This is a genomic window from Fibrella forsythiae (assembly GCF_017353175.1).
Taxonomy (GTDB): domain Bacteria; phylum Bacteroidota; class Bacteroidia; order Cytophagales; family Spirosomataceae; genus Fibrella; species Fibrella forsythiae.
Map to the genome: position 1 here is coordinate 273050 of NZ_JAFMYW010000008.1, position 14283 is coordinate 287332.

At 53.7% G+C, this 14283-nt stretch carries 12 protein-coding genes; 6 read left to right on the forward strand and 6 right to left on the reverse strand.

Features of this window, described 5'->3' with window-relative positions:
- Positions 1 to 66 precede the first annotated feature (66 nt).
- The 4 genes from J2I46_RS24170 to J2I46_RS24185 all read right to left on the reverse strand — a co-directional run bounded on the left by J2I46_RS24170 (position 67) and on the right by J2I46_RS24185 (position 4007).
- The gene (locus J2I46_RS24170; protein ID WP_207331647.1) at positions 67 to 1668 is read right to left on the reverse strand and encodes a lytic transglycosylase domain-containing protein; all 1602 of its coding nucleotides are present in this window, start codon (positions 1666 to 1668) and stop codon (positions 67 to 69) included.
- Positions 1669 to 1729: 61 nt separating this feature from the next.
- Positions 1730 to 3175, reverse strand: coding sequence for an Asp-tRNA(Asn)/Glu-tRNA(Gln) amidotransferase subunit GatA (gene gatA / locus J2I46_RS24175; RefSeq protein ID WP_207331648.1), 1446 nt, complete (start codon positions 3173 to 3175; stop codon positions 1730 to 1732).
- Positions 3176 to 3263: 88 nt separating this feature from the next.
- A complete protein-coding gene (gene tatA / locus J2I46_RS24180) occupies positions 3264 to 3464 on the reverse strand; it encodes a twin-arginine translocase TatA/TatE family subunit (RefSeq protein ID WP_085412555.1) in 201 nt (66 codons plus the stop codon).
- Positions 3465 to 3563: 99 nt separating this feature from the next.
- A complete protein-coding gene (locus J2I46_RS24185; protein ID WP_207331649.1) occupies positions 3564 to 4007 on the reverse strand; it encodes a YkvA family protein in 444 nt (147 codons plus the stop codon).
- A 228-nt stretch (positions 4008 to 4235) separates the two neighbouring features.
- Here J2I46_RS24185 and lepA point away from each other — a divergent pair, with 228 nt between their 5' ends.
- The 6 genes from lepA to J2I46_RS24210 all read left to right on the forward strand — a co-directional run bounded on the left by lepA (position 4236) and on the right by J2I46_RS24210 (position 10155).
- On the forward strand, positions 4236 to 6023 hold the full coding sequence (gene lepA / locus J2I46_RS24190; RefSeq protein ID WP_207331650.1) for a translation elongation factor 4: 1788 nt from the start codon (positions 4236 to 4238) through the stop codon (positions 6021 to 6023).
- A gap of 4 nt (positions 6024 to 6027) precedes the next feature.
- On the forward strand, positions 6028 to 6492 hold the full coding sequence (locus J2I46_RS33570; RefSeq protein WP_374758102.1) for a DUF6932 family protein: 465 nt from the start codon (positions 6028 to 6030) through the stop codon (positions 6490 to 6492).
- A 2-nt stretch (positions 6493 to 6494) separates the two neighbouring features.
- The gene (locus tag J2I46_RS24195; protein ID WP_207331651.1) at positions 6495 to 6710 is read left to right on the forward strand and encodes a hypothetical protein; all 216 of its coding nucleotides are present in this window, start codon (positions 6495 to 6497) and stop codon (positions 6708 to 6710) included.
- Between the two features lie 183 nt (positions 6711 to 6893).
- Positions 6894 to 7889, forward strand: coding sequence for a glycosyltransferase family 2 protein (locus tag J2I46_RS24200; protein WP_207331652.1), 996 nt, complete (start codon positions 6894 to 6896; stop codon positions 7887 to 7889).
- Positions 7890 to 7941: 52 nt separating this feature from the next.
- Positions 7942 to 9045 (forward strand): glycosyltransferase family 4 protein, encoded by a 1104-nt coding sequence (locus J2I46_RS24205; RefSeq protein ID WP_207331653.1) that lies wholly within the window; start codon positions 7942 to 7944, stop codon positions 9043 to 9045.
- Positions 9046 to 9069: 24 nt separating this feature from the next.
- Positions 9070 to 10155 (forward strand): M42 family metallopeptidase, encoded by a 1086-nt coding sequence (locus tag J2I46_RS24210; protein ID WP_207331654.1) that lies wholly within the window; start codon positions 9070 to 9072, stop codon positions 10153 to 10155.
- A gap of 67 nt (positions 10156 to 10222) precedes the next feature.
- Here J2I46_RS24210 and J2I46_RS24215 read toward each other — a convergent pair whose 3' ends face one another.
- Positions 10223 to 11908 (reverse strand): hypothetical protein, encoded by a 1686-nt coding sequence (locus tag J2I46_RS24215; RefSeq protein WP_207331655.1) that lies wholly within the window; start codon positions 11906 to 11908, stop codon positions 10223 to 10225.
- A 94-nt stretch (positions 11909 to 12002) separates the two neighbouring features.
- Positions 12003 to 14237: a hypothetical protein gene (locus tag J2I46_RS24220; protein WP_207331656.1), complete on the reverse strand. Its 2235-nt coding sequence runs from the start codon at positions 14235 to 14237 to the stop codon at positions 12003 to 12005.
- Positions 14238 to 14283: the final 46 nt, after the last annotated feature.

The following is a 14283-nucleotide window of genomic DNA, read 5'->3' on the forward strand; positions in this document are numbered from 1 at the left end:
CTAGCGAAGTAACCGCAGCGGCGGACCGTTGAAAACGGCAAACAGAAAACTGTAAACTCAAATTGGTTACCCTACCACCAGCTTCTGTCCGGGATGGACACTGTTGCCTTTGATACGGTTCATTTTCTTCAGTTTATCAATCGAGATATTCCCATAGCGCTGGGCTATGTTCCAGAGCGTATCGCCCGGCTGCACACGATGGTATTTAGGTTTCACCCGTTCGTGGCGAGCTTCATTTTCCTTGTGCTTTTTAGACGAACCGGTATCCTGTTGCGCCATCCGTTCAGTATGCGTCTCGCCCGATTCGCGCAGGATCGTTAGTTTCTGCCCGGATTTTACCGTTCCCGACCGCATCCTGTTCCATTGCTTCACATCGTATATCTCTACGTTGTACTTATCGGCAATGCCCGACAGTGTTTCGCCCCGCCTCACAACGTGGGTTACTTTCCGGGGCTTACGCATTACCACGGCCTCCAGGTCATCGGGTTCAGGACGGTCATTTTCGGCTACTACGGCGGCAGGTGCGGGTGCAGAATCGGCCAGGCGGCTGGCCACTCGCCAATCGGCCGGGTCATTGGCCGAATCGAGGCGGTTGGCAGGGATCTCGTTATGCGCCAGCAATACGTTTTCCATCATAACCGGCATTTTTGAGGCCGAATCCATAATGGCCTTCCGGTTGGCCTGCACATAACCATGCCGTTCGCTGGGAACACGCAGCATGTGGTTCCGGGTATACTCGGGCAGTTGGTCGGCCGTGATCGACGGGTTCAGTTTCTGCAAATCAGCGAATGAGACGCCGCTCAGATTGGCGAACGTTTTCAGATTCAGGTAGGCGTTTATCTGAAGCGTATCGAAGGCAATCGGGTAGTCGGGACGTTCAGCCACAATACCGTGGTCATTACCGTAATTCATCATATACGTCATGGCGATGAACTGCGGCACGTACGAACGGGTCTCTTTCGGTAAGCCTTCATAGCAGGTCCAGAAGGTAGTTCCGCCTGTGCGGCGCATGGCCCGCTTCACAGCGCCCGGCCCGCAGTTGTAGGCCGCTAATGATAATTCCCAGTCGCCAAAAATGCGGTACAGGTCTTTCAGATACCGGCAGGCAGCTTCGGTCGCTTTATTAGGGTCCATCCGGTCGTCCACGTAATCGTCGATGTTCAGGTTGAAGTCTTTACCGGTATACGGCATAAACTGCCAAAGGCCACCTGCCCCCACCCGCGACATAGCCCTTGGATTCAGTGCCGACTCCACAATGGAGAGGTACTTCAACTCGTCGGGCATATTATACTTGGCCAGTGTTTTTTCATACAGCGGGAAATAGAACGGCATCCGTTCCATCACTGTGCGGGTGTAGCTGGGCTTGCGGTAGGTGAAATAGTCGATGAAGTTATGGACGACCTTATTGTATGTCAGCGGAATCTGGCGTTGCAGCCGGGGCAGTCGTTCGCGAAGGACGGCCTCGGGCACACTCGGCAGGTTCAATACTGTTTCAACAATAAAAGACGTATCCACAACCGTCGAATCGGCCACGGCGGGCAATTGCAGGTTGGCCGACGCCGGGTACGTTACCGTAGGCGTAGGTCTGGCTACCTGTGCCTGAGACGGCAACGAAACGGCCCAAAACAAGGCTGTTCCGCTAGTAATCAATAGGTTAACTAGTCTCATCGTTACGAATTAAGTTGGTTACCGGCGTAGCTCCCTCCGAAAAAAGCTACACCATCAAACATCAAACCAGTGTCAGGTACGTCTCTGCCATCGTTACCAATGCCCTTTCCTTAAAGGGCGGAGCCATCAGCTGGAGTCCGATTGGCAGGGCCGGTCCGTCGCCATTGGGGTCTGTTCCGTTGGGTATTGATATAGCCGGATAACCCGTTACATTAGCCTGAACGGTAAAAATGTCGGCTAAGTACATTTGGAGCGGATCGGCACTTTTCTCACCTAAGATAAAGGCAGGAGTTGGTGTTGTTGGCATGATCAGAAAATCATATTGCGCAAATACCCGCTCTGTTTCGTCACGCACCAGCCGGCGCACCTGTTGCGCTTTGGTGTAATACGCATCATAGTAGCTGGCACTCAACGCGAACGTACCCAGCAGAATGCGTTTGCGAACCTCGGGGCCGAAGCCTTCCGTCCGACTTTTTTTATACATTGAAATCAGGTCCGTCACGCCTTCAGTAGCCCGATGACCATACCGAACGCCATCGAATCGGGACAGATTCGAGGAGGCTTCGGCGGTGGTGAGCACGTAATACGTAGGCAGCAGGTGCTTGAGCAACGACAGTGTTACGGGCTCAACCACATGCCCCGCCGCACGCAGGGTGTCAATGGCCCGCTGAGTCGCCTCCCGCACCGCCGGAGAAACACCTTCGCTCTCAATACCGTCGATCAGATACGCGATTCGGGCTGGCTGTTCCCGTTCCAGAGGAGACGCATACGTATCTACAGGCTGCGACGAAACGGTGCTGTCGAACTCATCAGGTCCGGCCATTACTTCCAGCAGCAGTGCCGCGTCGGTGGGGGTATTGGCAATGGGACCGATGCAATCGAATGAGGAGGCGTAGGCGACCAGTCCCCAGCGGCTTACTCGCCCGTAGGTTGGTTTCAGACCTACTACACCACAAAAAGCGGCTGGCTGGCGCACCGAGCCACCCGTATCGGAGCCGATACTGGCCAGGCACAGACCCGCCTGCACCGCCACCGCCGACCCGCCACTACTGCCACCCGGCACCCGTGTAGGGTCAGCCGCGTTTCGAACGGGGCCGAATGCTGAGTTTTCGTTCGATGAGCCCATTGCGAATTCATCGCAGTTTTGCCGCCCGATAATGATGGCATCCTCTGCCAACAGGCGTTCAATAGCCGTTGCCGTGAATTGCGCTTCGAATCCGTCCAGAATACGACTGCCGGCGCGCAGGTCGTGCCCGGCATAACTCAGCACATCTTTGATACCAATAACCATTCCGTGTAACCGACCGGGTGTTGCTGTCTGCGTAGCCCGGCTGGTATCCAGTTCATCGGCCCGACAACGAGCCTCATCAGCATACACCTCGGTAAACACATTAAGGTGCTGGTGGTCGGCAATACGACTTAGGTACTGGTCAACCAATTGGCGGCAGGTAATAGTGCCATTGGCGAGGTCGGTCTGTAGAGCGGTAAACGAACGGTATATAGTCACAGGAGGAAAGTAGAGGTCACTAAACAAAAAAACAGACAACCCCACGCCTTACCGCATCGGGTTGTCTGTGTATACAGAAGGAAAATCCTTATTTAATGTCTTTCAGACCGTCTTCGATGTTCTCGCGAACATCTTTGGTAGCGTCCTTGAACTCACGGATGCCTTTACCAAGGCCACGAGCCAGTTCAGGTAGTTTTTTGGCGCCAAAGAACAGGAGAAGGGCTAAGAAAATGAGCAGCATCTCCTGACCGCCCAGACCCATAATCGCAAAAATGGATGCTGTAATCATAATATATCGTGTTTAGAACGTATGCAAAAGTAACAAAAGCCTCGTCAAGAAGCCATTAAATTAAAGGTAAAAAAGGCAGTTGGTGGGCAGATTATACCCTTACTTCAAGTCAATTACTTTGCCGGTAGCCCGCTCCTGCTGGCGCTCCCATTCACGAAAATTCTCCAGATCGGCATTTAGTGAATTAAATAGCCACACCATCAGGGCAATGTCGTCGGCGAAACCCACCAATGGCAGAATATCAGGAATAAAATCAATGGGCGACACAAAGTAAATCAGGGCAGCCAACGTTGAAATCAGCGTTTTGGCGGGCACCTGACGGTACTCACCTGATGCGTATGCTTTCACCAGACGACTTACCAGCCCGATTTTCTCCCGAAAACCGATGCCTTCCTCGCCTTTCACTGACTCACTCTTACCCAGTGCCTCCCGAATCAGGGCCAGCATACTCAGTCCGTTGCGGGCATACTTGCCTGCCCGAGCCGTTGACCGACGAAAGAAAATAGACGAAAGAACCTGGGCAATTAAACTACGCTTTGCCATCGACAACTAGTTGGTTTTGGTTGGTGCGTCTGCGATACCTACGCAGATCATGGGTATAACAGATTTATTCTAAAAAAAGTCTGTTTTGTTCCAGCTACCGGTACAGATGGTCGCTCCGAATGACGTACCTGAGCTAACCGTATCTGAATGGCTGCCGACAACCCGCTAACGGAGTTTTTTGCGTACTTTTGTGGTTTCATTCGTATATATAACCCCCGTTTCATCAACGTGAAACATATTCGCAATTTCTGCATAATCGCCCACATCGACCACGGTAAAAGTACCCTTGCCGACCGCCTGCTGGAGTTTACCAAGACTGTCGGTGCCCGTGACATGCAGGCGCAATTGCTCGACAACATGGACCTGGAACGGGAACGTGGCATCACCATCAAGAGCCACGCCATCCAGATGGATTACTACCATAATGGCGAGTTATACACCCTGAACCTGATCGATACGCCCGGTCACGTCGACTTTAGCTACGAAGTATCCCGGTCTATTGCCGCCTGTGAAGGGGCGCTGCTGCTGGTCGATGCTTCGCAGGGAACCGAGGCCCAGACAATCTCGAACCTCTATCTGGCCCTGAACAATGACTTGGTCATTATTCCGGTCCTGAACAAGATCGACCTGCCCGGTGCCCGTCCCGAAGAGATCAAAGACGAGATGGTAGACCTGCTGGCCTGCGAACGTGCTGATATCATTCCGGCGTCGGGTAAGGAAGGTATTGGTGTACCCGAGATTCTGGCCGCCATTGTCGAGCGTATTCCACCGCCAAAGGGTAACCCGGATGCCCCGCTGCAAGCCCTCATTTTCGACTCGCACTTTAACTCCTACCGGGGTATCGAAGTAATTTTCCGGGTTAAAGACGGCCACATCCGGAAAGGCCAGAAGGTGAAGTTCATGAACACCGGCAAAGAATATTTTGCCGATGAGATTGGTACGCTTCGCCTCACGCAGGAGCCCAAAGATGTGATCGAGTGCGGCGACGTAGGCTATCTGATCTCGGGCATCAAAGTGGCCAAAGAGGTAAAAGTTGGCGATACGATCACCAGTTTTGACGAACCGGCCGAAGTGGCCATTCAGGGGTTCTCGGAAGTAAAACCGATGGTGTTTGCCGGTATTTATCCGGTAGAAACCAGCGAGTTTGAAGACCTGCGCGAGGCCATGGAAAAACTTCAGCTCAACGACGCCGCCCTGGTTTGGGAGCCCGAAACGTCAGCGGCCCTGGGCTTCGGTTTCCGGTGCGGCTTCCTGGGCATGCTCCACATGGAGATTGTGCAGGAACGCCTCGAACGCGAGTTCGACATGACCGTGATTACTACGGTGCCGTCGGTACGGTTTGAGGTAATGACAACTAAAGATGAGTTGCTCCAGGTATCGGCTCCCGCCGAGATGCCGGAACCGAACCATATCAAATACATTGAAGAGCCGTTTATCAAGGCGCAGATCATTACCAAAGCCGAGTATGTTGGTGGTATCATGGGGCTGTGTATGGACAAGCGGAGTATCCTGAAAAACCAGGTATACCTCACCGCCGACCGCGTAGAACTACAGTTCGAAATGCCCCTGGCCGAAGTTGTTTTTGATTTCTTCGATAAGTTGAAAACCATCTCGCGCGGCTATGCTTCCCTGGATTATGAATTCATGGACAACCGTGAATCAGATATGGTGAAGCTGGATGTGATGCTCAACGGCGACAAAGTCGATGCACTGTCGGCGATCGTTCACCGGTCGAAATCATATGAGTGGGGCCGGAAACTGTGCGAAAAACTCCGTGAGTTGATTCCCCGTCAACAGTTTGAGATTGCCATTCAGGCGGCTATTGGTCAGAAAATCATTGCCCGCGAAACCCTGAGCGCCCTGCGCAAAGACGTACTGGCCAAGTGTTACGGCGGTGATATTTCCCGGAAACGCAAACTGCTCGACAAGCAGAAGAAGGGTAAGAAACGCATGCGTCAGGTCGGCAACGTCGAGATCCCGCAGGAAGCCTTCATGGCCGTTCTGAAGATCAACTAATCTGGTGGATACACTACGCTTTGACTGGGAAGGCCATCTGACACCGTACGATGCTATAGAAACGAATTGGCAGACATTCGCTGAAACGTTTGGCTGGAATAAACATCGGCTGAGCTTACTAAACTCATTTCAGTTGCTTTGTACAGAGTTGACTACGCTGTTTCCTGACGAATATACAATATGGATTGATGGCAGCTTCGTGACCCGGAAAGAGCGACCTAACGATATAGATATTGTGTTTATCCTGCCAGCGGAAAGGTATGAAACTGCGGAAAACGAATTACGTTTATTACGTAATCAGTTTGTTGGTTTGGACGTTTACTTTATTAAACGAATAGACGAAGGAGAACCCAATCACTTCTTGTACATTTCTGACTGTACAGAGTGGATCTTTCAATTCACTAAAACCAGACCAGACCGGTATACACGGCGTAAGCAACCCAAAGGATTTATTCAACTGAGGTGGTAATTATGGAGACGCATACTGAACTACATACTGAGATTGTCGATGTGTTGCAGCGAATCGAACGTTTAACAGCTCAAATTGAGTTGCACGAGAAGCAGCCTAATGTTGATTCACTATCCATTGAGGGCTATCAGCGGTTGCGCGAACAGTATTTCCGCCAGTTGGAAGAGCTTCTGGCCGCTCTTAATATTCGAGCAGATATTCATCTGCAGGCCGCGTAACGTCGAGATCCCGCAGGAAGCCTTCATGGCCGTTCTGAAGATCAACTAATCTGTAAATCATTTACACTGACAGCCCCGCTCAAACGGTTTGAGCGGGGCTGCTGCTTTCTGGGGTACGTTGACCTAGCTATTTTGACGCTTCCGACATCCGGGGTTACTTTTGTCAACTCATTTCTGTTATCAATGCCCGACTTATCAATCCTGATTGTCAATTATAAAACGCCTCAGTTGATTATCGACTGTCTGCACTCGGTTTTCGAACACACGTCGGGCATCACCTACGAGGTCGTTATTGTTGATAATCAGTCGGGCGACGATAGCGAGGCACAGGTACGTTCCGCGTTTCCGCTGGCCAGTTTCCCCCAGGTACGTTGGTTTGATATGGGGTATAATGCTGGGTTCGGGCGGGCCAATAACTACGCCATGAAACAGGCATTGGGCCGGAACTACTTGCTGCTCAACTCCGACACCCTCCTGCGCGATAACCTGATTGGCCGGTGCTCCCATCTGCTCGATGAGCAACCCGACGTGGCGGCCGTGGGCGCTATGCAGATTAATCGGGCGGGGCAGGTACACACGCAGATGTATACTCGCTTTGGCGAAATACGACGGCCGTTCTACATTCTGCCTACTCATCCGACCGTACAGAACTGGCTGTATCGCCAACTTCCCGACACCGTATACGACGACCCCAATCAGGTTGACTGGATCATTGGTGCCTTTCTGATGACCCGCCAATCAACCGTTGCCAAAGCGGGCATGTTCGACGAGCGGTTTTTTATGTACGGTGAAGATGTGGAATGGAGCTGGCGGCTGGGACAACAGGGCCGGATGCTGGTGCTGCGCGATGGCTTTTTTGTTCATCTCGAATACGGCAGCGATCCTACGTATCAGGCCCGCGAGATAACGTACATCAACCGGTTTAAAACCCAGATGCAGGTGTCTAATCTGCTCTGGATTCGGAAGCAATATGGCGCGGGTGCCTATCTGCTGCTGATACTCCATTACGTAACGCTGGTCCCGATTATCTACCTCTGGAAAATGAGCGTGAATCTTCGGCAGGGAAAACCGCTACTGAGTGAATTAGATAACCAACGGGCATTTGCCCAACAAGTCGGTATCTTTACCCGTTTCTTTTGGAAGACACTGTTCAACCAAACCCATTTCTTTAAAGTTTAGCCGCGACGGGTACGTCCTCACTGCTATATCGCCAACTGCCTGCCTGATTTCAATGAAACTACTGTTTATTACACCGGTGGCCAACCGTTCAGGGTCTGTCACAACGCTTCTGAATTACATGCATTACGCGCCGAAGAATGACGATCGTCGGTATGCCATGTTTAGCCGCCGGGCTGGTCAGCTCGATCTAGCCGAGTTCAACTGCCCCCTGTATTTTAGTCAGCAGTCTGATCGATTCAGTTATCGCCTCTACGAAACGGCCGTGCATAAATTGTTTGGCACTATTCCGCATCTGAAAGACCTTCAGAAGGCGCATGATGCCGAAAAAGCAGACTTGTGGTACATCAACACCATTGCCATGCCCGATTATGCGTTGCTGGCGATCAAGCTTGGGCAACCGTATGTGCTGCACGTGCACGAACTGGTTCAGGAATATGACGAGCGCGGGTACGAGGAGTTCAAGCAGATGCTCGACGGCGCTAAGCTGCTGTTCACGGCCTCGCGGACGGTGGTTGACAACCTGCAGAACATGGGCTACAAAAACGTGGTGCTCATGCACGGGCTGATCAACGTCGAGGAGATCAAACCTGCCCGCGACCGCACCGACGTTCGTAAGGAATTAGGCTTCCGCGACGATGAGTTCGTATGGCTGATGTCGGGGGCATGGTCGAACCGGAAGGGATTTGATATGGTGCCGGACATTCTGCGCGAAATGCCCGCCGGCACACCTTTCGTCTGGATGGGGCCGGCCCGCAAAACCGGCATGACCTACTACGTGGAGCAATACATCAAGACCTACAACCTCAACGTTCGTTTTCTGACCGAACAGTCGACCCAGTATTTCAGCTACTTCAACGCCTGTGACGGTTTCTGCCTCACCTCGCGCGAAGACTCGTACCCCATTGTCATGCGCGAGGCATCGGTACTTGGCAAGCCCATTGTTGGCTTTAATTCGGGTGGTATTAGCGAGTTTGTTAAACCGGGTATGGGCGAAATGGTTGAGGGCTTCTACCCCAAAGCCCTGGCCGAAGCCATGATGCGCGTTCAGACCGGGCAGACGGTCATTGACAAAAACAAGTTGCAATCGGCCATTACCTCGCAGACACAGCAAGCCGAAGCCAAACGCTGGATCGAAACCCTGGAAGGCGTACTATAACTTTCTATTTCCAAGACACCTATCATGACTGAACAGAGTAAGACATTCCTTTACCAGTACCTCAACAACGCTTCGCCAACTGGTTTTGAGTCGTCGGGTCAGCAGCTTTGGCTCGATTACCTGAAGCCGTACATCGACGAATATATCGTGGATACCTATGGCACCGCTGTGGGTGTTATTCACGGGGCCGATGATTCGCCGACCAAAGACTATAAAGTGGTCATTGAGGCGCACTCGGATGAGATTTCGTGGTTCGTGAATTTCATTTCCGACGATGGTTACCTCTACGTTCGGCGTAATGGCGGGTCCGATGCGGTCATTGCTCCCTCAATGCGGGTGAATCTGCATACGAAACAGGGCGTGGTGCAGGGCGTTTTCGGTTGGCCTGCCATTCACGTGCGCGACCTGGCGAAAGATACCGCCCCGAAAGTAACCGACCTGTTTATCGATGTGGGTGCGCATACCAAAGATGAGGTAGCCGCCATGGGCATCCATGTAGGTACTGTTTGCACGTTTGTGGATGGTTTGACCGAAATGAATGGCCGCTATTTTGTTGGCCGTGCCCTCGATAACCGCATGGGTGGCTTCATGATTGCCGAAGTGGCCCGTTTGCTGAAAGAGAACGGTATTCGCCTGCCCTATACGCTGTATATCGTGAACGCGGTTCAGGAAGAAATCGGCCTGCGCGGCGCCGAAATGATTGCCCGGCGCCTCAAGCCAGACCTCGCCATCTGTACCGACGTGACGCACGACACGCAGTCGCCGAAATACGATAAGAAAGAACAAGGCGACCTGAAATGCGGCAGCGGCCCGGTGCTGTGCTACGGCCCCGCCGTACAGAACAACCTGCTCGATTTCATGATCGGAGTAGCTGATAAGAGCGAGATCCCCTTCCAGCGGCAGGCCGTTAGCCGGTCGACGGGAACGGACACGGATGCCTTTGCCTACGCTGCGGAGGGCGTTGCTTCGGCCCTGATCTCGTTGCCACTGAAGTACATGCACACAACCGTTGAAACGGTGCATCAGGAAGACGTTCAAGCCGTGATCCGCCTGATGTACGACGTATTGCTGACCCTGAAAGGCGACGAAGATTTCCGGTATATTAAATAGAAGTTGATAGTCAGTAGTGCTCCGCTCAGATAAGCCAGGTGATCTGGCAGCGCAACTATCGACTATCTTACCCTAGTTTCGGCTCAATCCACAAGCTACTCAGCAGCAGCGCAATAGCGAGAAGCCATCCCCAATCAGGGATGGCTTTTTCGATGGTACGTGCCGTAGCGGCGCCGATCTGGCCGGGAGTAACATCGTAGCGCCGGTGGGTACGTACCCAACCGGCAATCTGTTCCCGTTGCGCTGCGGCACTAACGCCGTTACTGGCCGGTGAGCCGGTAGGTACGTCACCGTAGGCGTACAGGGCCAGCGTATCCTGCACAGGTAGCCAACCCGAAGTAGCAAAGCGGCCCGTGGCCTTATACGAGCGGGTGTTTATGGGATCGGGCTGCAGGGGCAACGTGTCTGTGCCAACGCGCAACCGGGCGGGCAACGTACCTGCGTTATTTACCTTAAAGTGAGCCGGCTGATGCGTCAGAACAGGGGCCTCGACCTGGATATTATTTTTTCCCACTGGCCGAAGTTGAGCCAGCACAGACTGCCAGAGCCGTGCATAGGTAGTGGTGTCACCGCTGAGCCGAAGCTGGAATGTCTCGGTAAGCAGGCTTACGGCTACCCGGCCACTACCCAGTTGCACCGCAACAGGATACCCCGCAACAGGCAAAGTGCCTGGAACGGGTTGAAACCGAAACGGCAGGGCCGTTAGATCAGGACTGATACGAACCGTGTCTTTTCCGGGAATGCGACGTACCTGCAGGCCCGTCCGCAAGGCCCGATTAATGGCTGTCACTTCCACATCAGGGCGGGTCAGGTTGATCACCAGCACGCTCTTTCCCGCTGCCAGCGCTTTGCTAACAGCCTGATTGGTCACGTTGGCCGGGTCAGTAACGACCAGGTCAGGCAGGGCGCTGGTGGTTGCTTTATTGATGGTCAGTTCACTACCAATCCCTTTCGACAGGCGGTTGGTCAACTCAACGGCGTTTCCCTGCTGACCCAGCCAATCGGCCAGGGCGCGGGTTTCGAAATCGGGGGCATCGAGTACGAACCGGACGCGTAGCTTTTCAGCAGGTCGGGCCATAAAACGCAGCGTATCGAGCACCGTTTTATCAAGGGCAAGTGTCAGTTGGGTACGTCCCTGCGAGAAGGCTACATACGACAGTCTGAACGACTGATCATTGGCCGCCAGACGGGTGCTGTCTACCGTTTTCTGCCCAAACCGTAGTCGGAGCATGCCGCCTTCCGCCGTATTGATCCTGCCTGAAACCGTTTGCCTTTCTCCCTGCCGAACGATGCCGTTCCAATGAATTTGCTGAAACTGCCCAGGTACGTTGTAGGGGTTCCAGATCACCACCTGCCGTGCTAATTTGGCTAGTTCATTACCCGGAAAATCCTGACCAAGCAACCACACGGTATCAACGGGTACATTGGTTGTCAATGTCCGGAATTCACTGGCAGTCAACGTCGTCCTGATACCCAGGCTGGCTGCCGTTGCCCGTACCTGATCGGCAGGGACATTATCGGCGGCGATCAGCAGTTTGCCCGAAGGCAGCGTCTGTTGCCAGCGTGGCTGAAGCCAGAGCCCCAGCACAGCCAGCCAGAGCAGCCCGTGTAACCCGATCCGAATCGCTTTACGGTTGGTACCGACTCCCGATTTCCGACTAATGAGCCAGATCGGCATGACCAGCAACACCAGTAATAGGGCAGCCAGTAACCAGGTTTCAGCTACGTTCCAGTCGAGGGGGGGAATGGTCATTACGGGAAAAATTATCGTATATGGTTTTTACTTGTTGGTGCTTTGCTACTTACACGCTGTACCGTTTCCCGGTGGTGCAGGTTGCATGCCCCCATTACTTCATACCGCGCCAAAAGGCATCTTCGAGGCGCTTGTCGGCTACCGGCGCAGACCGCCCGCCATCGGCAGAAGCCGGTGCGAATTGGGCCAGTTTGGTCTGCAACTGCGCCACTGCCAGCGCCGACAACCGCTGCCCCGATGCAAGCCGTTGCAGATCAGCAAGTACCGACCAGTTAGGCATTCCGCTTCGCATTAGGGGGCCGCTCAGGGCCGTGCTCAACTGGCTTACCTGCTGGCGTTGAACAGGGGTTAATGTCGGCAGATCAACCAGACCCAGCACCTGCGCTACCAGCATGGAAACGGGCATATCGGCGTAATTCCGAGTCAACAGATGCTTGTTGGGTACGTCGCCCAGCTCGCCGGTAAGCCGGGTCTCTTTTTCTTTCAGTGGCGGCGGGTCGTAACCGCTTTTCTTGGCGTAGGCACGCGCTTTCTGCTGGGCTATTTTTAGGTATTCGAGCGCTTTCACTTCATACGGACGCGCTTTTTCGGGCTCATACAACCGCAACTGCAACTCCGACTGCCACATCTGTTCCAGCGCCATTTTCAGCAAACTCCGTGTCGATTGCTCATAGAAGGTGTTCACCTCGCCGTTGTCATGGTTGTGAACATACTGCTCCATCATAGCAGCCAGCGGGTCTTTTTCTTCGCCCGGTTTTCCCCCATGGTCATGGTCGTGATCGTCATGACCGTGGTGCTCGCCTCCTTTCTCATGGGTTTCGGCCGGGCCGCCGTTCGGGTCTTCCTGCGTATCGTGTTTGTGCACGTAGCCTTCCAGCAGATCAGCGTCGTTATCGGCCAGCGGGGTGTGGCCACCAATCTGATTTTCAAACTCTTCGCCCATATATTGCCCGTACCGGAGGCGCAGCACTTTCTGATCAAAACCAATCTCGTTCGACTCCGTATTGAAGGCTTTGGCGGCCATCTTCTTCCGTTTGGCAATCAGCTTATCCGTGTCGATGATAATCTGCCGCTGGCTCCGGAAATATTCGGGCATGATGTTGACGGCCATTGTGGCCAGTTCAGCCTCTTCGTTACGGGCCGTATCTTTAAACACCACGAAATAGGTGTCCGACTTGGTCAGTTGCGGCTCGGGCTGACGGTTGTCGATGGCGGCCCAGTAGTAATACAGTTCATCGCCGGGCGCAAACCCAAGCTTCGCCAGATCGAGCGTATGGCCCGCCTGCGCCGTTCTGAACGGCCCGCTGCTAACCGGAAAACGAGTCTCGCGGAACTTCACGTTCTCGCCCGAACCACGGGCGAGTGTGGCTACGATAAACGCCTGCTGTACCCGAAAATCATCTGAAATCTGGGCCGTTACCCGAACCTGCATCGATTCACCCATGCGATGAAAGCGATACAGCTCTTTCGCCGCCGGCTTGATCACCGGCGGCACATCGGGCCGGGCATCGAGCCGGTAGAAATCCGATTGGTAGATTAGCGAATCGCGGTTGGCAGGTGTTTTCCAATACGCTCGAAGCGCGTAAAGGCCCGAGTTCAGCAGCCGGTCCTGATACTGAAAACCCGCCTGCTGACGAGCAAACGGAATTTCTTCGCCCCGGCTGTTCACCAGTTTCACGGCAGTCCGATTCATCTCGCTCAACGTTACTTGCCACGTTAACGTAGAACCAACATAGGCCGTTACGTTCAGATCAGCCCCAGTCCGGGTGGGCAGGTCGGTGTAGGCTGGTGGCTGAACGGTAAGCTGAGCTGATCGGAACGTGGGCGGCAGAATAGGGATCGCTTTTTCGGCCATTTGCCTGTCAGCCAACCGCGTAGCTTCATTAGCGCGCTTACCGGCTGCGGTTGGCCAGAAGCGGAAGGCAGCAAAAACGGCTCCCGACGCAAGCAGCAGGAGCAGATACGGCCGCAGATTCTGAAAGGCAACCAGCGGACGGGGCGTTTGGGCAGCCTGCTCGGCCAGGCGCTCGAGTTGCAGTTGTTCAGCCAGATTCGGGTGTTCTTTGGTCAACAGCGGCAGGCTGTATTCGGTCTGGCCCAATGTTTTATGCAGGTGTCCGATGGCTGCTTCCCGCTTTGGTTCAAACGCTCCCAGCCACCACGCCGCGCCAACCGAGGCCAGCACCAACGTACCCAGCACCAGGCCAATACCCACGGAAAACAAGGAGACCGGCAACGCAACTGACACACCGATCAACAGGCTTTTCAGCACGCTGTTGGTGTATAGTTGCGTAGTAACCGAACGGATAAGTTGATGAAGTGGCTGCATAAAAAAGTAATACCGACGCTCCAGTTTCGATAGTAATAGTTAGTCT